The organism is Sinorhizobium chiapasense (assembly GCF_045277575.1).
Taxonomy (GTDB): Bacteria; Pseudomonadota; Alphaproteobacteria; order Rhizobiales; family Rhizobiaceae; genus Ensifer; species Ensifer chiapasense_A.
Map to the genome: position 1 here is coordinate 2,790,248 of NZ_CP144205.1, position 23,452 is coordinate 2,813,699.

General features: G+C 63.0%; 21 protein-coding genes. 11 read left to right on the top strand and 10 right to left on the bottom strand.

What is annotated here, in order from left to right; all coding sequences use genetic code 11:
• Positions 1–95: 95 nt before the first annotated feature.
• The 3 genes from cobT to QM996_RS13540 form a co-directional block, all read right to left on the bottom strand.
• Entirely contained in the window at positions 96–1,991 is a 1,896-nt protein-coding gene (gene cobT / locus QM996_RS13530; protein WP_500267924.1) for a cobaltochelatase subunit CobT, read from the bottom strand.
• A gap of 206 nt (positions 1,992–2,197) precedes the next feature.
• Positions 2,198–3,193, bottom strand: a complete 996-nt coding sequence (gene cobS, locus QM996_RS13535) for a cobaltochelatase subunit CobS (RefSeq protein ID WP_034806552.1) — start codon at positions 3,191–3,193, stop codon at positions 2,198–2,200.
• Positions 3,194–3,267: 74 nt separating this feature from the next.
• The gene (locus QM996_RS13540; RefSeq protein WP_500267925.1) at positions 3,268–3,903 is read right to left on the bottom strand and encodes a J domain-containing protein; all 636 of its coding nucleotides are present in this window, start codon (positions 3,901–3,903) and stop codon (positions 3,268–3,270) included.
• 148 nt (positions 3,904–4,051) lie between these two features.
• Between QM996_RS13540 and QM996_RS13545 the strand changes: the two genes are divergently transcribed.
• On the top strand, positions 4,052–4,333 hold the full coding sequence (locus QM996_RS13545) for a BolA family protein (RefSeq protein WP_057254747.1): 282 nt from the start codon (positions 4,052–4,054) through the stop codon (positions 4,331–4,333).
• Positions 4,334–4,347: 14 nt separating this feature from the next.
• On the opposite strand, the gene QM996_RS13550 is transcribed toward QM996_RS13545, so the two are convergent.
• Genes QM996_RS13550 through QM996_RS13560 form a run of 3 tightly spaced genes read right to left on the bottom strand, consistent with a single transcriptional unit; the run spans position 4,348 to position 7,371 of the window.
• Positions 4,348–5,658 carry an HlyC/CorC family transporter gene (locus QM996_RS13550; RefSeq protein ID WP_500267926.1) on the bottom strand — a complete coding sequence of 437 codons (1,311 nt, stop codon included), beginning with the start codon at positions 5,656–5,658 and terminating at the stop codon, positions 4,348–4,350.
• Complete coding sequence (gene aroB / locus QM996_RS13555; protein WP_500267927.1) at positions 5,655–6,788, bottom strand: 3-dehydroquinate synthase family protein; 1,134 nt, start codon at positions 6,786–6,788, stop codon at positions 5,655–5,657. Before aroB ends, QM996_RS13550 begins: the two co-directional genes overlap by 4 nt.
• Positions 6,781–7,371 carry a shikimate kinase gene (locus QM996_RS13560; RefSeq protein WP_500267928.1) on the bottom strand — a complete coding sequence of 197 codons (591 nt, stop codon included), beginning with the start codon at positions 7,369–7,371 and terminating at the stop codon, positions 6,781–6,783. Before QM996_RS13560 ends, aroB begins: the two co-directional genes overlap by 8 nt.
• 235 nt (positions 7,372–7,606) lie before the next feature.
• On the opposite strand from QM996_RS13560, the gene QM996_RS13565 reads away from it, so the two are divergent.
• From QM996_RS13565 to QM996_RS13585, 5 genes are all read left to right on the top strand, one after another.
• Positions 7,607–7,756, top strand: coding sequence for a hypothetical protein (locus tag QM996_RS13565; protein ID WP_173520524.1), 150 nt, complete (start codon positions 7,607–7,609; stop codon positions 7,754–7,756).
• On the top strand, positions 7,753–8,709 hold the full coding sequence (xerD, locus tag QM996_RS13570) for a site-specific tyrosine recombinase XerD (RefSeq protein ID WP_500267929.1): 957 nt from the start codon (positions 7,753–7,755) through the stop codon (positions 8,707–8,709). Before QM996_RS13565 ends, xerD begins: the two co-directional genes overlap by 4 nt.
• Positions 8,710–8,772: 63 nt before the next feature.
• Positions 8,773–9,726: an acetyl-CoA carboxylase carboxyltransferase subunit alpha gene (locus QM996_RS13575; protein WP_173520522.1), complete on the top strand. Its 954-nt coding sequence runs from the start codon at positions 8,773–8,775 to the stop codon at positions 9,724–9,726.
• A 299-nt stretch (positions 9,727–10,025) separates the two neighbouring features.
• Entirely contained in the window at positions 10,026–11,480 is a 1,455-nt protein-coding gene (locus QM996_RS13580; protein WP_500267930.1) for a L,D-transpeptidase family protein, read from the top strand.
• Positions 11,480–11,716, top strand: coding sequence for a sulfurtransferase TusA family protein (locus QM996_RS13585; RefSeq protein ID WP_500267931.1), 237 nt, complete (start codon positions 11,480–11,482; stop codon positions 11,714–11,716). The genes QM996_RS13580 and QM996_RS13585 overlap by 1 nt, the downstream gene beginning before the upstream one ends.
• A gap of 147 nt (positions 11,717–11,863) precedes the next feature.
• Here QM996_RS13585 and QM996_RS13590 read toward each other — a convergent pair whose 3' ends face one another.
• Positions 11,864–13,045, bottom strand: a complete 1,182-nt coding sequence (locus QM996_RS13590) for a CobW family GTP-binding protein (protein WP_500270312.1) — start codon at positions 13,043–13,045, stop codon at positions 11,864–11,866.
• A gap of 12 nt (positions 13,046–13,057) precedes the next feature.
• A complete protein-coding gene (locus QM996_RS13595) occupies positions 13,058–14,143 on the bottom strand; it encodes a D-alanyl-D-alanine carboxypeptidase family protein (protein WP_500270313.1) in 1,086 nt (361 codons plus the stop codon).
• 187 nt (positions 14,144–14,330) lie between these two features.
• Here QM996_RS13595 and QM996_RS13600 point away from each other — a divergent pair, with 187 nt between their 5' ends.
• Positions 14,331–15,494 carry a M20 aminoacylase family protein gene (locus QM996_RS13600; protein ID WP_500267932.1) on the top strand — a complete coding sequence of 388 codons (1,164 nt, stop codon included), beginning with the start codon at positions 14,331–14,333 and terminating at the stop codon, positions 15,492–15,494.
• 19 nt (positions 15,495–15,513) lie between these two features.
• Positions 15,514–15,978, top strand: coding sequence for an Lrp/AsnC ligand binding domain-containing protein (locus QM996_RS13605; protein WP_404525111.1), 465 nt, complete (start codon positions 15,514–15,516; stop codon positions 15,976–15,978).
• A gap of 296 nt (positions 15,979–16,274) precedes the next feature.
• Here the strand turns inward: QM996_RS13605 and QM996_RS13610 are convergent, their stop codons facing one another.
• Positions 16,275–17,321, bottom strand: a complete 1,047-nt coding sequence (locus QM996_RS13610) for an NAD(P)-dependent alcohol dehydrogenase (RefSeq protein WP_500267933.1) — start codon at positions 17,319–17,321, stop codon at positions 16,275–16,277.
• 219 nt (positions 17,322–17,540) lie between these two features.
• Here QM996_RS13610 and QM996_RS13615 point away from each other — a divergent pair, with 219 nt between their 5' ends.
• Positions 17,541–18,479 carry an AraC family transcriptional regulator gene (locus QM996_RS13615; protein ID WP_500267934.1) on the top strand — a complete coding sequence of 313 codons (939 nt, stop codon included), beginning with the start codon at positions 17,541–17,543 and terminating at the stop codon, positions 18,477–18,479.
• A 32-nt stretch (positions 18,480–18,511) separates the two neighbouring features.
• On the opposite strand, the gene QM996_RS13620 is transcribed toward QM996_RS13615, so the two are convergent.
• Positions 18,512–18,994 (bottom strand): Lrp/AsnC family transcriptional regulator, encoded by a 483-nt coding sequence (locus QM996_RS13620; RefSeq protein ID WP_500267935.1) that lies wholly within the window; start codon positions 18,992–18,994, stop codon positions 18,512–18,514.
• Between the two features lie 78 nt (positions 18,995–19,072).
• Between QM996_RS13620 and QM996_RS13625 the strand changes: the two genes are divergently transcribed.
• The gene (locus QM996_RS13625) at positions 19,073–22,129 is read left to right on the top strand and encodes an aminotransferase class III-fold pyridoxal phosphate-dependent enzyme (protein ID WP_500267936.1); all 3,057 of its coding nucleotides are present in this window, start codon (positions 19,073–19,075) and stop codon (positions 22,127–22,129) included.
• A 104-nt stretch (positions 22,130–22,233) separates the two neighbouring features.
• Complete coding sequence (locus QM996_RS13630) at positions 22,234–23,244, top strand: amino acid ABC transporter substrate-binding protein (RefSeq protein WP_500267937.1); 1,011 nt, start codon at positions 22,234–22,236, stop codon at positions 23,242–23,244.
• The last annotated feature ends 208 nt before the right edge of the window (positions 23,245–23,452 follow it).

A 23,452-nucleotide genomic window follows, 5' to 3' on the forward strand; every position in this document is an offset into this window, starting at 1 on the left:
AAAACTTTGTCCGTAAATTGACTTCGGCGGAGAGCCGTAACGTGCTGCGCCCGAGTGACGTTCGGAAGCGGCAAGGCCACCTCCGAACGATAGGATTATCCCGCACGGCGATGGCGCGACGAGCCGCGGCGCTGGCTTTCGTCCTCGAAGAGTGCGGCCAGTTGCTCGGTCATGGCGCCGGCGAGTTCATCGGCGTCGACGATCGTTACAGCGCGGCGATAGTAGCGCGTCACGTCGTGGCCGATGCCGATCGCCAGCAGTTCTACCGGCGAGCGCGTTTCGATCTGCTCGATCACCGCGCGCAGGTGCCGCTCCAGATAGTTTCCGGGGTTCACCGAAAGGGTCGAGTCGTCGACCGGTGCGCCGTCGGAGATCATCATCAGGATGCGGCGCTGTTCGCGACGCGCCATCAACCGCTCATGCGCCCACATCAGCGCCTCGCCGTCGATGTTTTCCTTGAGCAGGCCCTCGCGCATCATCAGGCCGAGGTTGCGCCGCGCGCGGCGCCAGGGCGCATCGGCGGACTTGTAGATGATATGGCGCAGGTCATTCAGCCGACCCGGCGCCTGCGGCTTGCCGCCAGCCAGCCACTTCTCGCGTGACTGTCCGCCCTTCCACGCTTTGGTGGTAAAGCCGAGGATCTCGACCTTGACGCCGCAGCGTTCCAGCGTGCGCGCCAGGATGTCAGCACATGTGGCCGCAACCGTGATCGGTCGGCCACGCATCGAGCCGGAATTGTCGATCAGCAGCGTCACGACCGTATCGCGGAAGTTGGTGTCCTTCTCGCGCTTGAAGGAAAGCGGCTGCATCGGGTCGATGATGATGCGCTGCAGCCGCGCCGTGTCGAGATAGCCCTCTTCGAGGTCGAATTCCCAGGAACGGTTCTGCTGCGCCATCAGCCGGCGCTGCAGGCGGTTGGCAAGGCGCCCGACCGCGCCCTGGAGGTGGGCAAGCTGCTTGTCGAGGAAGGCGCGCAGCCGGTCGAGCTCGGCCTCGTCGCACAGCTCTTCCGAAGCGATCGTCTCGTCGAACTCGCGGGTGAAGACGGCGTAGTCGACCTTTTCGTTGAAGTCGGCAAAGGGCTGGTTCGGGCGCTTGACCTCGCCCGGCGTCTCGCTGTCCTCGTCGCCTTCATCCTGGAGGTCGTCGTCGGAGATCTCCGCGCCGTCCATCTCGCCTTCTTCCATCTGCTCTTCGGCAGCCTGGTTTTCGTCGGCGGGCGCAGCGTCGTCGCCGGCTTCCTCGTCGCTGGCGTTCTCGTCCTGCTCCTGGCTGCGCGGCTGGTCTTCGTCGGTCTCGCTCTCCTGCTCGTCCGGTTCGACGTCGTCGTCACCGTATTTCTCGGCGACCTCCATCGAGGTCAGCATGTCGCGGACGACCCGGGCGAAAGCCTGCTGGTCGTTGATCGTCGACGACAGGTTCTTGATGTCGCCGGCAGCCTTGCCCTCGATGAACTCGCGCCAGAGGTCGAGCACCTTGCCGGCGGATGCCGGCGGCTTCTCGCCGGTCAGCTTTTCGCGCACCAGCAGCGCCACGGCTTCACCGAGCGGCGCGTCCGCCTGCCGCTCGATCGTGGCGAAATTCGCCTTGGCGTATTTCTCCTCGAGCATGACGTTCAGGTTCTTGGCGACACCCGCCATGCGCAGCGCACCGATCGCCTCGACGCGAGCCTGTTCCACCGCGTCGAAGATCGCGCGGGCGTCCGCCCCCTGCGGCGACATTGTCGCGTGGATGCGCGCATCGTGACAGGCCTTGCGCAGCGCCATGCTGTCACCGAGACCGCGGGTCACGGAAAGCTCCTGAAGCGTCGGGCGCTTGGAGAGTTCCGGCAGGCGAATGCGCTCGCCGGTCATGCCCGGCCGCTCGTTGGCGAAGGCGACTTCCACCTCGGCATCGCCCGCGATCGATCGGATGCAGCCGGAAAGCGCCCGCTTGAACGGTTCCGCAGCGTTCTCGCGCGTGGTTGGCTTTGCCTTCGAGTTCGAGCTCACGACAGTTCCTTCTTCAGCCAGCGGCGATGATGCCCCGCTACTGCATGGTTCCTTTGATCGTTGCCAATCAAAGGACAAAACATGCAGCAATTCAAACTGCTACCGCGATCTTTGCGCGTCTGACAAGACGCGCGGCGCTGTCGGGCATCATCGAGTTTGCCACAGCGTCACAGTCCGCCCTCCCCAAGGGGAAGGCAGACCAAGGATCAGGCAGTGGCTTCGAGCACGATGTTGGCAGCGCTTTCCTTCAGCTCGATGCCGAAGGCGCGCTGATAGTGCTCGGCGACCAGCGCCCGTTCCAACTCGTCGCACTTGTTGAGGAAGGTTACGCGGAAGGCAAAGGCGATGTCGCCGAAGATATGGGCGTTCTCGGCCCAGGTAATGACCGTACGCGGGCTCATGACGGTCGAAAGATCGCCATTGATGAAGGCAGCGCGCGTGAGGTCGGCAACGCGGACCATCTTGGATACGGTTTCACGGCCCTTGTCGGCGGTGAAGCCCTTCACCTTGGCAGCGACGATGTCGACTTCCTTGTCATGCGGCAGGTAGTTCAGCGTCGTCACGATCGACCAGCGGTCCATCTGCGCCTGGTTGATCTGCTGCGTGCCGTGGTAGAGGCCGGTCGTATCGCCGAGGCCGACAGTGTTGGCGGTCGCGAACAGGCGGAAGGCCGGGTGCGGGCGGATGACGCGGCTCTGGTCAAGCAGCGTCAGGCGGCCGGAGGATTCCAGAACGCGCTGGATGACGAACATCACGTCCGGACGGCCGGCGTCGTATTCGTCGAAGACCAGCGCGACATTGTGCTGGTAGGCCCAGGGCAGGATGCCGTCCTTGAATTCGGTGACCTGCAGACCGTCCTTGACGACGATCGCGTCCTTGCCGACGAGGTCGATACGGCTGACATGGCTGTCGAGGTTGACACGCACGCACGGCCAGTTGAGGCGGGCGGCGACCTGCTCGATATGGGTGGACTTGCCGGTACCGTGATAGCCCGACACCATCACGCGTCGGTTGTGGGCGAAGCCTGCGAGAATGGCGAGCGTCGTTTCGCGGTCGAAGAGGTAGTCCGGATCGAGGTCCGGCACATAAGCGTCGCCCTTCGAATAGGCAGGAACGCGCAAATCCGTATCAATGCCGAAAACCTCCCGGACAGAGATCGTCGTGTCGGGGAGGTTGGAAATATCGAGGTCAATCTTGCTCATCATGTCTCCAGAGCGGCCACCGGACGGCACCCGCGCATTCGCCTGCAAAAGTGCTTCTGTAATAATCCGCGTTGTTAGCAGAAACCAGCCTGTTTTAACAATTGGTAGGCTTGAATAACGGCGCGAAAACGCTCTTCCGATCCTCTATCTCCGCCATTGGCATCGGGGTGATGCTTTTTGACGAGATCCTTGTAGGCGGCCTTGATATCCGCAGCGGTCGCCGAAGCACCGAGACCGAGCGTTTCGAAGGCCTTCGCCTCGAGCGTCTTCAACTTGCGCTGGCGCGGCTCCGGGCGGCCGGAACGCGCCCGCGCCTCGCTGACGAAGCCGAAGGGATCGCGCATGCGCGCCTGGGCGCCCGCGGTGCCGGATCGCATCTGCGATTGAGTCGGACCATTCCTGGCGTTCTTGTTGACGCCAACGGTCCAGGTCGGCCGGTGACCGGTCACCGCTTCCTTCTGGTAGCGCGCAACCTCGCTGTCGGACAGGCCGGAGAAATAATTGTACCCCTTGTTGTACTCCTTCACGTGCTCGAAGCAGAACATGAAGTATTGCCCCTCGGCATTGCGGCCGACGGGCGCCCGATGCACGCCTTTCTGATCACAGCCGTCCCACTGGCAGACGGGCGCAGCCGGCTCCGCCCGCGGCTCGACCTTGCGCCGGGTGCGGATACGATCGAAGTATTTTGAATCGAGTCTCATGGCGCTCATTATGGGGTTTGGCCGGGGCCACAACAAGAATTGACAAAGTAGAATGTTGCTGGCTTTGTGCGGGCATTTTGCGCCGCCGAGCCTGCGACTGCCGGGTTCGACAGACCCGCGAGGGGGCGTCAAACAATCAAGGAAATGGGACGGAAGAATGTCACTCACCGACACGATCGAAAAGAAGCTGATCGAGGCCTTCCACCCCGAGAGACTGGCGGTCATCAACGAGAGCCATATGCATGCCGGCCATCAGCCCGGCTTCGACGGCGGCGGCGAAACCCACCTGCGGGTGCGTATCGTTTCGAGCGCCTTTACCGGCATGAGCCGCGTCGCTCGCCACCGCGCGATCAACGACCTTCTGAAGCCGGAACTCGATGCCGGCCTGCATGCCCTTGCGGTCGAGCCGGCGGCACCCGGTGAGGCGACCCGCTGGTAGCGATCGGCTATCATTCAGACCGTCGGAGCGGCACCGTCTTCCGCCGGCCGGATGCGCAGCTTGGTGATCCGGTTCCTCACGCGCTTCATCACGATGAAGCGCTTGCCGTGGAAGGTGAAGGCCTGGCGCTCTTCCGGAATGCTCTTGGACTCGTGGATCACCAGGCCGGCAACCGTCGTCGCTTCCTCATCCGGCAATGACCAGTCGAGCGCGCGGTTGAGATCGCGGATCGGTACCGATCCGTCGACGACGATCGAGCCATCGGCCTCCTGTCGGACGCCCTGGATATCGAGGTCGTGCTCATCGGCAATGTCGCCGACGATCTCCTCCAGAATGTCTTCCAGCGTCACCAGGCCCTGAACCTGGCCATACTCATCGACGACGATCGCAAGGTGCAGCTTGCGGCGCAGGAAGGCGTTGAGCTGGTCCTTGAGGTTGGTCGTGTCGGGCACGAACCAGGGCTTCTGCGCGATCTTGACGATATCGAGGTTTTCCGGCTCGACGTTCGGCTCCGCGAGCGCCCGCAGCAGGTCCTTGGAATGAACGACGCCGATGATGTTGTCGGTCGAGCCACGCCAGAGCGGAAGCCGCGTGAACGGGCTTTCGAGAATGTCGCGGACGCAGGTTTCCGGCGGCTCGTCGGCGTTGATCGCCCGCATGCTGGTGCGGTGGATCATGATGTCGGAGATTTCGAGCTCGCCGAGATCGAGCACACCGCCCAGCCGGTCACGGTCCGCCTTGATCACCGAGCCTTCGCGGTGGAGCAGGTCCACCGCGCCGCGCAACTCCTCATGCGCCGAGAGCATCGACATGTCAGCGGCGAGGTTGATGCCGAAGATGTTGAGCAGGCGCCGGACGATGCCGTTGACCACGCTGGAGACCGGCCCGACGATCGCGACGAAGGGACGAACGAGCGGCGCGACGGCCAGCGCGAAGCGATCAGGAGAGGCGATCGCCCAGCTCTTCGGCAGCACTTCCGAGAAGATGACGAGCAGCACGGTCATGGCGAGCGTCGCGATCGCCACGCCGGAATCGCCGAAAAGGCCGATCAGCAGGCTCGTCGTCAGCGACGAAGCCAGGATGTTGACGAGATTGTTGCCGATCAGCAGCGTGCCAATCAACCTGTCGCGCCGTTCGATCAGCCGGTTGACGATGCCGGCGCGCTCTTCGCCATTGTTCTCCAGCGTATGCATGCGTGAGCGCGAGGCGGCCGTCAGCGCTGTCTCCGAGCCGGAGAAGAACGCCGAGAGCACGAGCAGGCAGAAGACCGAGAGGATCGACAGCCAGTATTCCGCCAGAAAAGCTATAAAGGCTTCGCCGCTCATTGCGGATGTTTTTCCCTCAGGAAGCTCAGGACCTCCGATGCCGGAACGTCATCGGCGACAAAGGATTGTCCGATGCCGCGCGTCAGGATGAAGGTGAGCTTGCCGCCCTTGACCTTCTTGTCCTGGGCGATCGCGTCCATCAGCCGCTCGGCCGGCGGCAGCGTACCGGGGATTTCCGACATGCGCGTCGGCAGCCCCACGGTTTTCAGATGTGCCTCCACGCGCGTCGCATCGTCGGGGCTCGCAAGGTTCATGCGTGCCGAGAACTGATGCGCCAGCACCATGCCGATCGAAACGCCCTCGCCGTGCACGAGCCGCGCGCTGTCATATTCGGTCGCCGCCTCCAGCGCGTGACCGAAGGTGTGGCCAAGATTGAGCAGCGCCCGCAAACCGTTCTCGCGCTCGTCCGCCGCGACGACATCGGCCTTGGCCTGGCAGCTCACCGCGATCGCCTCGATGCGAGCCGCACCGCCGGCAAAGACCGCCTGCCAGTTCTTTTCGAGCCAGGCGAAGAAGTCCGGCTTGTCGATCAGCCCATACTTTGCGACCTCGGCATAGCCCGCGCGGAACTCGCGCGGGCTCAGCGTATTGAGCACGTCCGTATCGGCAAGCACCAGGTCCGGCTGATGGAAGACGCCGATCAGGTTCTTGCCGTGCGGAGAATTGATGCCGGTCTTGCCGCCGACGGAGGAATCGACCTGTGCCAAGAGCGAAGTCGGGATCTGGATGAAACGCGAACCCCGGCGCACGATGCCGGCGGCGAAGCCGGTGAGATCGCCGATGACGCCGCCGCCGAGCGCGATCACCGCATCGTTGCGTTCGATCCGGGCGCCGAGCACGGTTTCGCAAACCGGGATCAGGTGCTCGAAACTCTTGGTCTTCTCGCCGGCGGGCAGCACGAGCGACACCGCATCGATGTCACGCCCCTTCAAGCTCGCCATCAGCGGCTCGAGATAGCGAGGCGCGACGTTCTCGTCGGTGATGACGGCCATCTTCCGCCCCTTGAGGCGGGCTGCGATCTGCTCGCCGGCGGCCGCAATCAGCCCGGGACCGATCAGGATATCGTAGGAACGATCGCCGAGGTCGACGCGGACCTGGCGTTCGGCAGCGGGCATCGCATGGCTATTCATGACTTTTCTTGTCCTGGTGTTCGATGACGGCGGCGAGAACGTCTTCCACCATCGTCTCTTTCTTCACATCGCGCGACAACACGGTCAGGTCGGCTTCGGCGTAGATCGGGTAGCGCGCGTTCATCAGGTTTTCGAGCGTCTGCTTGGGATTTTCCGTCTTTAGGAGCGGCCGGGTATCGCGCTTGTTCACCCGTTCCCAGAGTACGTCGAGTTCGGCATTGAGCCAGACCGTCAGGCCGCCCTTCTTGATCTGTCGGCGTGAGCGCTCGTTGATATAGGCGCCGCCGCCGGTGGAAACGACGCGCGGTCCACTCCTCAGCAGGCGCTTCAACACCCGCGTTTCCAGCGCGCGGAACTCCTCCTCGCCGTAGCGGGCGAAGAGATCGCTGATCGTCATGCGCGAGACGCGCTCGATCTCGTGGTCGGAATCGACGAAGGGAATGCCAAGTGCCTGGGCGGTCAACCGTCCGATTGCCGACTTGCCGGCACCCATCAGGCCGATGAACACGAGATTGCGTTTACCGAGTACAAGCTTCGCCTGCTCGGCAAGCGTTGCGGAAACCGGTTCGATCACGTCGTTCATTGGACTTCTTATTCCCCATTCCCTTTCGGTATCGACAAATCGGGGTGTAGCGTCAAGTCGTCGCGCGCGTCCGCTCACGGTTCTTGAACTCGGCCGACGCGGCGTTCATATAGGTCTGGCACCCGCCATTGCGCCGCGTATTCCTTCGAACGCGTGAACCGCACTGGCCGTTTGAACGCCTGCATGCGTATCCTTGCGTCCGCTTCATCGAAGGGCTCATGCAGAGGAGATTGAAATGCCGACCCTATTCCGGTTCCTGTTCTTCTGCGCCGTTATCGCCGGAATAGTCTACGGCACGATGGTCTCCCTCGTCACCTTTGTCGAGCCGGTAGAGCGGGACGTGACCGTGAAAATACCGTCCGAGCGGGTGAACAAGCCCCAATGAACGATCTTTCCGCAGCCCATGTCGAGGCCTTCCTCGAAATGATGAGCGCCGAGCGCGGCGCTGCCGTCAACACGCTGCAATCCTATGAGCGCGACCTGGAGGACGCCTCCTCGCATCTGCGCACGCTCGGAACCGGACTAACAGGGGCGACACCGGACGATCTTCGTACCTATCTCGCCCATCTTGCCAGCCAGGGCTTCAAGCCCTCGTCGCAGGCACGACGTCTCTCGGCGCTCCGGCAATTCTACAAGTTCCTTTACGCCGAAGGTATGCGCGGCGACGATCCGACCGGAATTCTCGACGCCCCGAAGAAGGGGCGCAGCCTGCCGAAGACGCTGAGCGTCGACGACGTCTCGCGGCTGATTGGGCAAGCGGAGACGGAAGCCGCGGCAGGCGGGCCCGACCGCCTTGCCCGCTTGCGCATGCATGCGCTGATCGAGCTGCTCTACGCCACCGGCATGCGTGTCAGCGAACTGGTCTCGCTGCCGGCAAGCGTGCTGGCGCAGAACGGCCGCTTCCTGGTCATCCGCGGCAAGGGCAACAAGGAGCGGCTCGTGCCGCTTTCGCAGGCCGCGATCCGGGCAATGCGGGCCTATGGCGAGGCGCTCGCAGAGGAGATGGCGAATGAGGAAGCGGGCGGCCGCGAAAGCCCCTGGCTCTTCCCGTCTTCCGGCAAGCAGGGCTTCCTGCCGCGCCAGGTCTTTGCGCGCGATCTGAAATCGCTTGCCGCACGTGCCGGCATAAGGGTCGCCACGATTTCCCCGCACGTGCTGCGGCATGCCTTCGCCAGCCACCTGCTCGCCAATGGCGCGGACCTTCGTGCGGTACAGGAACTGCTCGGACATTCGGACATTTCAACGACACAAATCTATACGCATGTGCTGGAAGAACGGCTGCACAACCTCGTGCAAAACCATCACCCTCTTGCCAAACAGGCGAAAAAACAGGATTAGGACCGCCGGGAAGCTGGTTTCGGCCCGCATATCCTTGTCGCAAAATGATCGGAAACGCATCTCATGCACAACTATCTCGATTTCGAAAAACCCATCTCGGACCTCGAAGGCAAGATTCTCGAATTGAAGAAGCTCGCCGGCGAAGACGAGAGCGTGAACACTTCGGATGAGATCGAACGGCTGGAGACGCGCGTCCGCGACGCGATGGTCGAGATCTATTCCAAGCTGACGCCGTGGCAGAAGACCCAGGTCGCCCGCCACCCCCAGCGCCCGCACTTCCTCGATTATGCCGCCGAGCTCTTCACCGAGTTCACACCGCTTGCCGGCGACCGCAACTTCGCCAATGACGACGCCATCCAGGCCGGCCTTGCGCGCTTTCGCGGCATGCCCGTGGCCGTTCTTGGCCAGGAGAAGGGCAACGACACGAAGTCGCGCATCAAGCACAACTTCGGCAGCCCTCGTCCTGAAGGCTACCGCAAGGCGATCCGCGTCATGGAAATGGCCGATCGCTTCAGCCTGCCGCTGATCACGCTGGTCGACACCGCAGGTGCTTACCCGGGCGTCGGCGCGGAGGAACGCGGCCAGGCGGAAGCCATCGCCCGCTCCACCGAGATGTGCCTCAATGTTCGCGTGCCGATCGTCACCGTCGTCATCGGCGAAGGCGGCTCCGGCGGTGCGATCGCGATCGCCACCGGCAACCGCGTCTACATGCTGGAGCATGCGATCTACAGCGTCATCTCGCCGGAAGGCGCTGCCTCGATCCTCTGGCGCGATTCGACCCGCGCCAAGGAAGCCGCCAGCAACATGAAGATCACCTCCGAGGACCTGAAGGCACTCGGCGTCATCGACGGCATCATTCCGGAGCCGGTCGGCGGCGCACACCGCGACCCGAACGCGGTCATCAGCCGCACCGGAACCGTGATCGCCGACGCGCTGAAGGAGCTTTCCGGACGCAACGGCGACCAATTGCGCACGGATCGCCGACAGAAGTACCTCAATATCGGCCGCAACCTCTAAGCTGGAGCCGGATGCGGGCGGAAATCCCACGCGCCCCATCCCATCTCGCCCAGACGGTTGGCGATTGCGGGAGCGGATTTCGCAACCGCAAAGCGGAGTGTGGCCAAATCTTGGCCATATTCATGAGGTCATGAACAGCGCATCGGCAGGCGCCCCCTGCAGGGTTAAGAATTCGTGAAGTATAATCGCTTAGTGATTCTCTGAAGGGCCCTCCCTCACGGACTTGGGCTCTTCTGCGTAATTCCTTAAATCGGCATCGATTTAAGTAGTCGAGTTTGGGTTTGATCGGGCCTCTGCTGATGCGTTTCAGAAACCTTGTAGCCTCCGCCGCCATCGTCGCCGCGCTTGCCGGCTGCACCAATGAAACGCTTGACACGACGACATCGGTCGACCTCAAATCCGTCAAGAACAAGACCGAGTACCAGGTCTCCGGACCGATGGTCAAAAAGATGAGCGAACTCGGGATGCAGAAGCAGGCCCCGATCGCGCTGCGCATCTTCAAGGAGGAAGGCACGCTCGAGGTCTGGAAGGCCAATACCGCCAACCGCTTCCAGCTGCTGAAGAGCTACAAGATCTGCGCCTGGTCCGGCAAACTGGGACCGAAGGTGAAGGAAGGCGATCGTCAAGCGCCGGAAGGCTTCTACCCGCTCTTCCCGCATCAGCTGAATCCCAATTCGAAGTATTATCTGGCGATCAACACCGGCTACCCCAACGCCTACGACAAGGCGAACGGCCGCCAGGGCACGCATCTGATGATCCACGGCGCCTGCTCGTCGGCCGGCTGCTACTCGATGACCGACGAACAGATTATCGAGATCTTCGCGCTCGCCCGGGATTCCTTCAAGGGTGGCCAGGAAAGCGTTCAGCTCCAGGCCTTCCCCTTCCGCATGACGGCGGAAAACATGGCGCGCCATCGCAATAATCCGAATATCGACTTCTGGAAGATGCTGAAGGTCGGCTACGACCAGTTCGAAATCACCAAACGTCCGCCGGAAGTCAATGTCTGCGAAAGGAAGTACGTCTTCAACCAGCAGGCCACCGGCCCGTTCAACCCGAGCGGCCAGTGCCCTGCGATGTCGACCCCGCCGGCGCTGCAAGTGGCGATGGCGAGCTTCGAGAAGACCTACCAGACCGACTACGACAAGGCCCTCAAGAAGTATGACGGCATGGTCTGGTACGAGCCGAGCGAAGCCGAGCGCAAGGCGATCGTCGCCAAGCAGCGCGTCGGCCGCGAACTCGCCTACGCGCCGACCGGCAACTCCTTCGATGCCGGCAAGCTGATGAAGGCGAGCGATCTCGAGAAGAAGCTCGCCGAACAGAAGGAAGCGGAAGAGACGAAGCAGGCCGTCGAGATCCAGAAGAAGGAACTCGAAAAAGCGACCGACGGCGGCAAGCACGTCCCGGTTCCAGCCGCCAACCCCATTCCGCAGCCGGTGATGCAGGCGGCCGTTGAGCAGCCCGCGAAAAAATCCTTCTGGAGCCTGTTCTCCAAGAGTGAGCCTGAGCTTCAAATGCCCGCTCCGGTCGTCATCACGCCGGATCAAGCAGCGAATGGGCAGCAGTCCGCCGTCCCGCCACAGGCTCAGGAGCCGGCAAAGGCCGAGAAGCAGGCGCGAGCCGCGGCAACCACCGCCGCGCCACAGCAGACGGCGACCGTTGCCACGGCACCCGCCCCCGATGCGGTGGCGGAAACGCCTGTCCTCACCGAAGAGCCGCCGAAGAAGCGTCCCTTCTGGAAGATCTGGGGCAATTGATGCCGAACGAGACCAAGATCGTCTACGACCTCAGGGGGCTTAAATGCCCCCTTCCCGTTTTGAAGACGCGCAAGCGCATGGCCGCGCTGGCCCCGGGCACGCTTCTGGAGATCGAAACGACAGATCCTCTGGCGGTGATCGATATCCCGCACTTCTGCAAGGAGGACGGCCACAAGCTCGAAGAGGCGGCGCCCGCCGAAGGCGGCCACCGGTTCCTCATCCGCAAGGGCGCCTGAGACACACCAAGTCGCGACGCGGCTTGGCCCGTTCTATTCGGGCGCAACTCCGGACGGAAAACCGCTTCGCACTTTTCCTGGAGCTTGCTTCAAACCTGGCTCGCAACTCCGGACGGAAAACCGCTTCGCACTTTTCCTGGAGCTTGCTTAAAACCGCATGCCGGGAACGGCGAGCGGATTGTCGGAGAGCGCCTGGGCGTCCGGCCGGTCGATGCGCGGCTTGCCGGTAAAGGCGTCGAACAGGTCGCGCACGAAGTCCTCCGTCAGGCCCTTGGTGATCAGCACCATGCGCGTGCGCCGGTCGTTTGGGTCCGGCCAGGCGGCCAGTCGTTCCGGCGCGTGGAAAACGTTCTGCACGCCATGCAGCACCAGCGGCCGATCCGGCCTGTCGGCAACCGCGACGATCGCCTTCATCCTCAGCAGCTTCTCGCCATGTGCCGAACGCAGCAAGTCGATGAACATGTCGAGCGCCATCGGCTCGATCGGCCGGTCGTGCACGATGCTGAACGAGCGGATGTCGCCGCCATGCCTGTTCACATCATGATGATGATGATGGTGATGTTCGTGGACATGATTGTGATCGTGGTCATGGTCATGATCATGATGGTGGTCACCATGATCGTGGAGATGACGGTGGTGGCCATCATCGTGATGCGCCTCGTCCTGCAGCCAGCGGCCGACATCGGCAATCTTGGAGGATAGGTCATAGAGGCCGCAGGCGAAAAGCGCCGAACGTCCCGCCTCGTCGCTGTCGCCGTCGATGAGCGGCGCACGCGGGTTGAGCGCCCGGATCCGGGCCGTCAGCGCGTCGCGCTCAGACGCATCGGCAAGACCAGTCTTGCTGATGACGATGCGGTCTGCGACTGCGACCTGTTTCAGGGCTTCCTCGTGATTGGCGATCGTCTGCAAGCCATTGACGGCGTCAACGACAGTGACCACGCCGTCCAGGCGGAAATTCTGCGCGATGATGGGATTGCCGATCACCGATTGCAGCACCGGCGCCGGATCGGCAAGCCCAGTCGTTTCGATGACGACGCGCTTCAGCGGCTTGATCTTCCCGATCTGCATCCGGTCCATGAGATCGGCGAGCGTGTCGACCAGTTCGCCGCGCACGGTGCAGCAGAGGCAGCCGTCGGAAAGCTCGATGACCCCATCGCTGGAGGCTTCCACCAGCAGGTGGTCGATCGAAACGTCGCCGAACTCGTTGATGATGACGGCCGTGTCGGAGAGATCGGGATCCTTCAGCAGCCGGTTGAGCAACGTCGTCTTGCCCGCACCGAGAAAGCCGGTGAGGATCGAGACCGGCACCGCCGGCATAGGACTAACCATCATGAACTCCGATCAAAAGGTCGGCCGCGGCACGGGGATCGGCACATTGGCGACGTCGCCCTGGCCGACCGGATCGCCGGCAAGCTTCGGTGCCTTTTCACCGCTGCCGGCGATAAGACCGGCGAAGGCGAGCTTCAGCGGCCGGTTGATTTCGTGGACATATGGCGAAAGCAGCTTCTGGCGGCCGGCCTCGTCGCGGCCTTCGCTGCGGACCTTGGCCGCTGCCTTCGAGCAGATCTGCTTGCTGACATCGGCCACCGTGTCGCGCGTCTCGCCATAGGGCGCGATCTGCACAAGCGATGGCTTGCCGTTGCCGCTCGTCGTCAGCGCCATCTGCATGAGCCGCGCGGATTCGTCCGCGCGCGCGCCGAGGCTGCTCTCGCCGAGCACGACCGAAACGACGCTGCGCCCGTCACGGGTGGCAGACGAAACCTGGTTGAAGCCGGACGCGCAGATGAAGCCGGTCTTCATGCCATCAGCACCTTCGAAGCGGCCGATCAGCATATTGTAGTTCGGATAGTCCTTCTTGCCGGTGGTGAAACCTTCCAGCGAGAAATAGGAAGCGTACTGCGGGAACTCGCGCTTGAGCGTGATCGCCAGCACGGCGAGGTCACGCGCCGTCGTGTACTGGCCGGGGCCGGGCAAACCGTTGGCGTTGATGAAGTTCGAAGAAGTCATGCCGATGCGGCGTGCTTCGGCATTCATCCGCTCGATGAAGGCGGGTTCCGAACCGCCGACCGTCTCGGCGATTGCCACGGCGATGTCGTTTGCGGACTTGACCAGCATCATCTTCAGCGCGCTGTCGAGCGTCATCGCCTGGCCGGGCTTGTAGAACATCTTGCTCGGCGGCTCGGACGCCGCGTTCTTGGTCATGATAACCGGACTTTCGAGCGTAAGCTGTCCCGACTTGATCGCGCGGAAGGTCGTATAGGCCGTCATCAGCTTGGTGAGCGACGCCGGATACCATTTCTGGAAGATGTCCTGGTGCTCGTAGACCTTCAGCGAATTGACGTCGACGACGAGTCTCGGATTGGCCGCAGCCGGCAGCGCCGCAAGAAGCGTCGCGCAGGTCGCCACCGTCACTCCCAGCGCCTTCATCTTGCCGCGCGTGAAAAATCCTGCTGTCACCACGATAGAACCTCGAAATTCCGCTGTTGCCTCGTCTCGTCCGGCTATTTAGCCTATATGGCGAGGAGATGGCAAAGCCCATTCACGGGCAGCCTTGCCAATCCACCGCAGAGACGCAGATACAATTAGTAATCGAACAGACCGACAGGACGAACCGATGCCGATACTCAACCGTGCCGCCGAGCTCCAGAACGAAGTCACCGAATGGCGGCGCCATCTGCACAGGAACCCGGAGCTCCTGTTTGCGGTCGAAAATACGGCATCCTTCGTCGAAAAGAAACTGAAGGAATTCGGCGTTGACGAAGTCGTGACGGGGCTCGGCCGCACCGGCGTCGTCGGTCTGATCCGCGGCAGTCTCGGCGCGGGCCGCACCATCGGGCTTCGCGCCGACATGGATGCGCTGCCGATCACCGAGACAAGCGGCAAGGCCTGGGCGTCGCAGACGTCAGGCAAGATGCACGCCTGCGGCCATGACGGCCATACGGCCATGCTTCTCGGAGCGGCCAAGTATCTCGCCGAGACCCGCAACTTCGCCGGCAATGTCGCCGTCATCTTCCAGCCCGCCGAAGAAGGCGGTGGCGGCGGCAACGAGATGGTCAAGGACGGCATGATGGAGCGCTTTGCGATCGAGGAAGTCTACGGCATGCATAACATGCCGGGCATGCCGATCGGTCATTTCGGCAGCCGTGTCGGGCCGATCATGGCTTCGACCGACGAGTTCACCATCACCATCAAGGGCCGTGGAGGCCATGCGGCCCAGCCACACAAGACGATCGACCCGATCGTGGTCGGCACGCAGATCGTCACCGCGCTGCAGACGATCGCGTCGCGCACCGTCGATCCGCTCGCCTCGGTCGTCGTCTCGGTCACCAAGTTCAATGCCGGCTTTGCCCACAACGTCATCCCGGAAGAGGCCGTGCTCGGCGGCACGGTACGCACGCTCGTGCCCGAGGTGCGCGATATCGGCGAGAACCGCATCCGAACGATCGCCGAGGGTGTCGCCGGCCTCTATGGCGCGACCGTCACCGTCCAGTACAACCGCAACTATCCGGTGACCGTGAACCATGCGGAAGAGACCGGCTACGCCTTGAAGGCCGCGGCCGAGATCGCCGGCGAAGGCAACGTCAAGCCTTCGCTCGACCCGATGATGGGCGGCGAAGATTTCTCCTACATGCTGCTCGCGCGCCCCGGCGCCTTCGTGTTCATGGGCAACGGCGAGACCGCCGGGCTGCATCACCCCGCCTACGACTTCAATGACGAGGCGATCCCGCACGGCATCTCCTACTGGGTGAAGCTCGCGGAAACGCGACTTGCCGCCTGAGGCACGGGCGGGAGGCACCATGCATCAGATCGATAAGATTGACCGTAGAATTCTGAACATCCTCCAGGCCGATGGCCGCATCACCAACCTGGAACTTGCCGATCGCATCGGCCTGTCGCCGACGGCAACCAGCGAACGCCTGCGCCGGCTCTTGAAGGAGGGATACGTCTCGGGCTTCGGCGCAAGGCTCGACCCGCAAAAGCTTGGCTTCGGGCTCCTCGTCTTCATCGAGGTCATGCTCGACAAGACGACGCCCGATGTCTTCGATCAGTTCGCGGCCGCCGTCAAACAGGCGCCAGCCGTGCTCGAATGTCACATGGTGGCAGGCGGCTTCGACTATTTGATCAAGACCCGCTTCGAGGACATGGCTGCCTACCGCAACTTTCTCGGCCAGGTGCTCTGGACGCTGCCGGGCGTCAAGGAGACCCGTACCTATGCGGTGATGGAAGAGATCAAGAACGACGGGCCGCTGCCGCTGGTGTGAGCGAGGCGTTGCGGTCAGTAGGCGCGGAAGATACCCCCCTCTGCCCTGCCGGGCATCTCCCCCACAAGGGGGGAGATCCACAAGCCGGAATGTCCCATTCCATCAGCAATCTGATGATTGCTCAATGGATGTCAGGGGCTTCGCAATATCAGCATCATCGTCGAGCGAGACCGTGCCCTAAGTCGATCTCCCCCCTTGTGGGGGAGATGCCCGGCAGGGCAGAGGGGAGTCTGACGCTCCCACCACCGTCCCGACTGGCGCGGCACGTCTAGGAGATTCACCGCGCCATCGCCTTATCACTCTGCCAGCGATGCCATGTCGATCACGAAACGATAGCGCACGTCGCTCTTGATGACCCGCTCATAGGCCTCGTTGATCTGCTGGATGCGGATCGTTTCGATTTCCGAGACGATGCCGTGCTCGCCGCAGAAGTCGAGCATCTCCTGGGTCTCCTTGATCGAGCCGATCATCGAACCGGAGATGCTGCGGCGCGCCGGTACCAGCGAGAATGCGTGCACCGGCACCGCATTTTCCGGAATGCCGACCAGAACGAAATCACCGTCGACCTTCAGGAGATTGACGTAGGCGTTCCAGTCGATCTCGGCAGCGACGGTGCAGATGATCAGGTCGAACGTGCCCTGCAGCGCCTTGAAGGTCTCGGGGTCGTTGGTGGCGTAGTAGTGGTCGGCACCGAGCTTCAGCCCGTCTTCCTTCTTGGAAAGCGTCTGGCTGAGAACGGTCACATCCGTGCCCATCGCGTGCGCCAGCTTGACGCCCATGTGGCCGAGGCCGCCCATGCCGACGATGGCGACCTTCTTGCCCGGGCCGGCCTTCCAGTGACGCAGCGGCGAGTAAAGCGTGATGCCGGCGCAAAGCAACGGTGCTGCGGCATCGAGCGGCAGGTTCTCAGGGATCGACAGCACATAGCCTTCCTTGACGACGATGCTGTCGGAATAGCCGCCCTGGGTCGGCGTCTTGCCGTCGGCTTCGACACCGTTATAGGTGACGATCAAACCAGGCATGTAGTGTTCCAGATCCACGTCGCGCGTGGCGCAGGTGGTGCAGGAATCGACGAAGCAGCCGACGCCGGCGCGGTCACCGACCTTGAACTTGGTGACCTTGGAACCGACCGCCGTCACGATGCCGACGATCTCGTGGCCGGGAACCATCGGGAACGCCGAATTGCCCCATTCGTTGCGGGCCTGGTGAATGTCGGAATGGCAGACGCCGCAATATTTGATCTCGATCACCACATCGTCGTCGCGCGGTTCGCGACGCTCGAAGGTGAAGGGCGTAAGCGGCTTCGACGCATCGGTCGCCGCATATCCTCTTGCAATGGCCATCAGTCTGTCCTTCTTTTTGGGAAAGGGTGCAGGTCCGGAGGGAGTCCGGCCTGACGCACCGCTGACTATGGGCGCGCTGACGGCAAGGGCGTTAGAGCGATCCTGCAAAGTTTTTGCACGATCCTCCGAGTTTGCGGTAAGCCCACTGGAGATGTCGCACGGCAGCCTTATCTGAGCAGCACCTCAGACAATGCTAAGCATCTGGAAAGGCCATAGATTATGACAGTCACGCGACAGACCACCCGCCACCAGATGATCGATGTCATTGCCCGGTTTGCCGAGCGAGACGGCGACCACATGACCGAGATTTCCGGGCTGACCCTTCATCGCCATGGCGGCGACGCTCCGGTCAATTGCTCCGCCTATCGGCCAAGCCTGGCCATCATCGTGCAAGGCGCGAAGCGCGTGGTGCTCGGTGAAGAGACATTGATCTACGGTGCCTCGGACTATCTGCTGACCTCGATCGATCTGCCGGTTCTCTCCCAGGTCTGCGAGGCCTCGGCGGAGGAACCTTATCTCAGCATGGCCTTCACGCTCGACCCCGGCAAGATCCAGGCGCTGCTCGCATCCTTGCCGCAACTGCCGCAACCCGCCGCCTCGGCCCGCGGCATGACGGTGAGCAAGATCACCGCCGATCTCGAAGACGCAGCGCTGCGACTGCTGCGCCTGCTTGAGCGACCGGAAGACAGGCCGGCCCTGCTGCCGCTGATCGAGCAGGAAATCCTCTATCGCCTCTTGACCGGGCCGCACGGCCACCGCCTGCGGCAGATGGCGACGGCCGACAGCCAGCCGCATCAGGTGGGCCGCGCCGTCGCCTGGCTCAAGGAGCATTATTCGCGCCCGCTCAGGATCGACGACCTCGCCAACCGCGTCTCGATGAGCGTCTCGTCGCTGCACCATCATTTCAAGGCGATCACCGCCATGAGCCCGCTGCAGTACCAGAAGCAGCTCCGGCTGCAGGAAGCGCGGCGGCTGATGCTGGAGGAGAGCCTCGACGCGGGCGATGCCGGCCATCAGGTGGGTTACGAAAGCCAGTCCCAGTTCAGCCGCGAATATGCCCGCCATTTCGGCGAGCCGCCGATGCGCGACATCGGCCGCGTGCGCCGTTCGCTGCTCGAACGTTTCGGCGGCGAAGCGGAAATGCTGAGCGAAGGCTGAGGCATCAACTCCAGCGCATATCCGCCAGCGTATCAGCTCCGCTCGATATCCCGCCGGAGCACGATCGAGGTCGTCAGGTCCTCGACATTGTCCATCGTCGCCACTTCGTTGCGCAGTTCGTTGAGGGCGTTGATCGACCCCACCTCCACCTCGACGACGAGATCGAGCTGGCCGCTGACGGAGGAAACCTTGCGGACGGCGGAAAAGCCGGCCAGCCGGTCGAGCACGCCGATCGACGGCGTGCGCTTCAAGGTCACCAGCAGGAAGGCCTGGATCGTGCCCTCCTCCAATTGCCCGATATCGGCGCGATAGCCGCGGATGACGCCGGCCTTTTCCAGCCGGCTGACCCGCTCGGTCGTCGCACTTCGAGAAAGACCGATCCGGCCGGCCAGCGACTTCATCGGGATGCGCGCCTCTTGCGACAGAATGCTGAGGATCGTGCGGTCGATCGCATCTATGTCCTGCATGTCTGCTCCTCCGGGACCCGCCGACAAGATGACGGTTATTATAAACATAGTGCCGGTGCAACCGGCATATTGCCGGATGCATCGCTGGGCCGCTCATGTAAGTCTCGCCAACAGATGAGGGTCCCCATGAACGATATGCTGAAGACGACACCTGACTTTTCGACCGATGCCGCAGCGGCGCTGCTGAAGGAGCACTATGGCCTGACCGGCGCGCTTTCGCTGCTTGCCAGTGAACGCGACCAGAACTTCAAGGTCGAAGCCGAAGGTGGCGGCATCTATATCCTGAAGATCATCAACGGTGCCGAACCCGAAGTCGAAAGCGATTTCCAGACGGCGCTGCTGAAGCATGTCGGCGTACAGGCCGCCGACCTGCCGGTGCCGCATATCCGCCCGACGCTGTCGGGCTCGAGTCTCGCTTCGACCATGAGCGCGCGCGGCGTCACGCATCGCCTGCGACTGGTGAGCTGGGTCGAAGGCCTGCCGCTCGCCGAAACCGGCCGCAGCGATGCGGCGCTGCAATCGCTCGGGCAGATGCTCGGCCGCTTCGATGCCTCGCTCAAGGGCTTCATGCATCCGGGCGCGCTGCGCGATCTCGACTGGGATATCCGCCATGCCGGCCGCTCGGCGGATCGGCTGCATCACGTCACCGTCGCCGAGGACCGCGCTTTGCTCGAGCGCTTCCTTGTCCGCTTCGAAAAATCCGTCGCGCCGCGGCTCGCCACCCTTCGCGCCGCCGTCATCCACAATGACGCCAACGACTGGAACGTGCTCGTCGACAAGGCCGATCACGACACTATCTCCGGCCTGATCGATTTCGGTGATGCGCTGCACGCGCCCGTCATTGCCGAAGTGGCGATCGCCGCCGCCTATGCCGGGCTCGACCATCCCGATCCGATCGGTGCCGCAGCCGCGATCGCCCGCGGCTTCCATGCGGAGTATCCGCTGACGGAAGAAGAGGTCGACCTGCTGTTCGATCTCATTGCCATGCGCCTCGTGACCTCCGTGACCATCTCGGCCTCTCGCCGCACCCACACCGACGACAATCCCTACCTCGCGATCAGCGAACGTCCGGCCTGGGCGCTCTTACGCAAACTCGACCGGATGAACCCGCGCTTCGCCACCGCCATCCTGCGCAAGGCCTGCGGCTTCGAGGCCATTTCCGGCGCCAGGAGCGTCGCCGCCTGGATCAATGCCAACCGCAAGACGCTGAAGCCGCTGCTCGAAAGGCCGGCCGCCACCTATCCGGCGGCGCTGGTGCCCTATGGCGACCCCAAGCATCCGATGACGGTGAAGTCATCAGGTGAACAGCCCGACGAAGCCCAGGCGATCTGGGAGGATTATTGCCGCGCGCATGGCGTTGAGCTCGGCATCGGTCCCTGGGGCGAGGAACGCACCGTCTATGCCGGCGACATGTTCGTCTCTCGCTTCATCGACCACACCCGCCGCACCCGCCATCTCGGCCTCGACCTGTTCATGGCCGCCGGCACGAAGGTCTACACCCCGCTTGCCGCAACCGTCGTCAGCGTCGAGATCGAGAAAGACCCACTCGGTTACGGTTGCCTGATCGCGCTTCGCCACGAGCCGGAGGGCTGCCCGCCCTTCGTGACGCTCTGGGGCCACATGGCGCATGAGGCCATGGGACGCATCAAGGCCGGCGACAGGTTGGAGGCCGGCGCACTCGTCGGCGAGATGGGAGCGCCGAAGGAAAACGGCGGCTGGGCGCCGCATCTGCACCTGCAGCTTTCGGCCGACACCAGCCTGACCGCGACCGAAATCCTCGGCGTCGGCGAGCCGCAGTTTCTCGACGTCTGGGCCGAACTGTTCCCGGATGCGCGTACCTTTGCCGGCATCGCCGAGGAATTCTACGAGAAGAAAGGCCGCTCGCACGAGGAGATCGTCAAGCGGCGCAAGGAACTGCTGCTGCCGAACCTCTCGATCTCCTACGACAAGCCGATCAAGTTCGTGCGCGGCGAAGGTGTGTGGCTGATCGACGACAGCGGCCGTGCCTATCTCGACTGCTTCAACAATGTCTGCCACATCGGCCACGCCCATCCGGCGGTGGTCGAGGCGATGGCCAAGCAGGCGGCCATCCTCAACACCAACACCCGCTACCTACACGACAACATCGTCGCCTATGCCGAACGGCTGACGGCAACGCTGCCGAAGGAATTGACGGTTGCCGGCTTCGTCAACAGCGGTTCCGAGGCGAACGGCCTGGCTCTCAGACTGATGCGCGCCCATACCGGCCGCGAGAATGCGATCACGCTCGACTGGTCCTATCACGGTACGACCCAGGAACTGATCGACATCAGCCCCTACAAGTTCCGCCGCAAGGGCGGCAAGGGACAGAAGCCGCACATCCATGTGGCAACCATTCCGGACAGCTATCATGCACCGGCGGACTGGCCGGTCGAGGAACACGGCAAGCGCTTCGCCGAAAGCGTTGCCGAACTGATCGCGGCGATGAGGGCCAAGGGCGAGGGCCCCGGCTTCTTCATCGCGGAATCGATCCCGAGCGTGGCCGGCCAAGTGTTCCTGCCGGAAGGTTACCTGAAGGAAGTCTATCGACTGGTGCGCGAGGCGGGCGGCGTCTGCATCGCCGACGAAGTTCAGGTCGGCTTCGGCCGCGTCGGCAGCCATTGGTGGGCCTTCGAGACGCAAGGGGTCGTGCCCGACATCGTCACCATGGGCAAGCCGATCGGCGATGGCCATCCGCTCGCAGCCGTCGTCACGACCCGGGAAGTGACCGACAACTTCAACAACGGCATGGAGTATTTCAACACCTTCGGCGGCAACCCGGTCTCCTGCGCCGTCGGTCTCGCCGTGCTCGACGTGATCGAGGGACAGGACCTGCGCGGCAATGCGCTGAAGATCGGCAACTACCTGATGGATGCCTTCCGCGCCATGCAGGTCCGCTACGAGGTGATCGGCGACGTCCGCGGCATGGGCCTCTTCCTCGGCATCGAACTCGTCGCCGACCGCAAGACGAAGGCGCCGGCAACCGAATTCGCCCGGGCCGTCTCCAACGGCGCCCGCCGCCGCGGCGTGCTGATGGGCACGGAAGGCCCGCATGACAATGTTCTGAAAATGCGCCCGCCGATGATCTTCTCGAAGCGCGATGCCGATCACCTGATCGCCGTGCTCGAAGAGACCTTCGCGGACGTATCGAAAACGCTCGGCTAGGGTCGGGTCAACAGCAGCAAAACAAGACAGATCGGCCGGGATATGGACGCATCCCGGTAGCGAAGACGCATGCCTTAAAACATGAAAAAGAGGAGAACAGGACAATGAAACTTGGAGTTCTAGCACTGGCGAGCGCGGCATTCCTCGCCGGCACCGCCGCCAACGCCGGCATGCTCGACGTCATCAAGGAACGCGGCGAGCTTCGCTGCGGCGTCAGCCAGGGCGTGCTTGGCTTTTCCGCGCCCAACGACAAGGGCGAGTGGGGCGGCTTCGACATCGACTTCTGCCGCGCAGTGGCCGCCGCGGCACTCGGTAATGCTGACAAGGTGAAATACGTGCCGCTCTCGACCAAGGAGCGCTTCACCGCGCTACAATCGGGCGAGGCCGACCTTCTGTCGCGCCAGACCACCTGGACGCTGTCGCGCGACACAGACCTCGGCATGAGCTTCGTCGGCGTCAACTACTATGACGGCCAGGCCTTCATGGTGCGCAACGACCTTGGCGTGAAGAGCGTCAAGGAACTTTCGGGCGCCTCTGTCTGCACCGAGACCGGAACGACGACCGAGCAGAACATGGCCGACTATTTCGGCGCCAACAATATCCAGTACCAGGTGGTCGCCTTCGAAAAGGCCGATCAGACGATCCAAGCCTTCAATACCGCCCGCTGCGACGTCTATTCGACCGACGCTTCGGCACTCTACGCCCAGCGCCTGACGCTGAACGACCCCGACCGTTTCGTCGTGCTACCCGAAGTGATCTCCAAGGAGCCGCTCGGCCCGGCCGTCCGCCAGGGCGACGATCAGTGGTTCAAGGTCGTGCGCTGGACGCTGTTCGCGCTGGTCGAAGCCGAAGAACTCGGGATCACCAAGGACAATGCCGCCAAACTGCTCGAAAGCGGGACGACTGCTCAGAAGCGCTTCCTCGGCATCGAGAACGAGGCCGGCAAGTCACTCGGCCTCGACCCGAAGTGGGCCTACCAGGTGGTTTCCGCCGTCGGAAACTATGGCGAAATCTTCGAACGCCACCTCGGCAAGGACAGCCCGCTCAAGATCGAGCGCGGCCTCAACAAACTCTGGAGCCAGGGCGGCCTGATGTACGCACCGCCGGCACGCTGATCCCCTCAAGCAATTCCGGAGGGTCTCCGTCCGGATTGCTCGATCAAGGAAAAGCGCCAACGAGACGCCGCGGCCCTCCCCGCGGCGTTTTCGTCTTTGGGCCAATTTGGACGCGCGTGCCTCGCACCGCTGCCCGGCGAATAGGGACAACAGATCCGCCTGGCCGCCTCAACAAAGACAAACGCCGCGACGGACTTCCATCGCGGCG

Bases quoted from the DNA above. Each gene is read 5' to 3' on its own strand.
- QM996_RS13565 (WP_173520524.1), top strand. From the start codon at position 7,607: ATGCCGACCCTATTCCGGTTCCTGTTCTTCTGCGCCGTTATCGCCGGA.
- QM996_RS13545 (WP_057254747.1), top strand. From the start codon at position 4,052: ATGTCACTCACCGACACGATCGAAAAGAAGCTGATCGAGGCCTTCCAC.
- aroB (WP_500267927.1), bottom strand. From the start codon at position 6,788: ATGAATAGCCATGCGATGCCCGCTGCCGAACGCCAGGTCCGCGTCGAC.
- QM996_RS13620 (WP_500267935.1), bottom strand. From the start codon at position 18,994: ATGTTTATAATAACCGTCATCTTGTCGGCGGGTCCCGGAGGAGCAGAC.
- QM996_RS13625 (WP_500267936.1), top strand. From the start codon at position 19,073: ATGAACGATATGCTGAAGACGACACCTGACTTTTCGACCGATGCCGCA.
- QM996_RS13560 (WP_500267928.1), bottom strand. From the start codon at position 7,371: ATGAACGACGTGATCGAACCGGTTTCCGCAACGCTTGCCGAGCAGGCG.
- QM996_RS13585 (WP_500267931.1), top strand. From the start codon at position 11,480: ATGCCGAACGAGACCAAGATCGTCTACGACCTCAGGGGGCTTAAATGC.
- QM996_RS13605 (WP_404525111.1), top strand. From the start codon at position 15,514: ATGCATCAGATCGATAAGATTGACCGTAGAATTCTGAACATCCTCCAG.
- cobS (WP_034806552.1), bottom strand. From the start codon at position 3,193: ATGAGCAAGATTGACCTCGATATTTCCAACCTCCCCGACACGACGATC.
- QM996_RS13595 (WP_500270313.1), bottom strand. From the start codon at position 14,143: ATGAAGGCGCTGGGAGTGACGGTGGCGACCTGCGCGACGCTTCTTGCG.
- QM996_RS13590 (WP_500270312.1), bottom strand. From the start codon at position 13,045: ATGGTTAGTCCTATGCCGGCGGTGCCGGTCTCGATCCTCACCGGCTTT.
- QM996_RS13610 (WP_500267933.1), bottom strand. From the start codon at position 17,321: ATGGCCATTGCAAGAGGATATGCGGCGACCGATGCGTCGAAGCCGCTT.
- QM996_RS13550 (WP_500267926.1), bottom strand. From the start codon at position 5,658: ATGAGCGGCGAAGCCTTTATAGCTTTTCTGGCGGAATACTGGCTGTCG.
- xerD (WP_500267929.1), top strand. From the start codon at position 7,753: ATGAACGATCTTTCCGCAGCCCATGTCGAGGCCTTCCTCGAAATGATG.
- QM996_RS13540 (WP_500267925.1), bottom strand. From the start codon at position 3,903: ATGAGCGCCATGAGACTCGATTCAAAATACTTCGATCGTATCCGCACC.
- QM996_RS13630 (WP_500267937.1), top strand. From the start codon at position 22,234: ATGAAACTTGGAGTTCTAGCACTGGCGAGCGCGGCATTCCTCGCCGGC.
- QM996_RS13600 (WP_500267932.1), top strand. From the start codon at position 14,331: ATGCCGATACTCAACCGTGCCGCCGAGCTCCAGAACGAAGTCACCGAA.
- QM996_RS13575 (WP_173520522.1), top strand. From the start codon at position 8,773: ATGCACAACTATCTCGATTTCGAAAAACCCATCTCGGACCTCGAAGGC.
- QM996_RS13615 (WP_500267934.1), top strand. From the start codon at position 17,541: ATGACAGTCACGCGACAGACCACCCGCCACCAGATGATCGATGTCATT.
- QM996_RS13580 (WP_500267930.1), top strand. From the start codon at position 10,026: ATGCGTTTCAGAAACCTTGTAGCCTCCGCCGCCATCGTCGCCGCGCTT.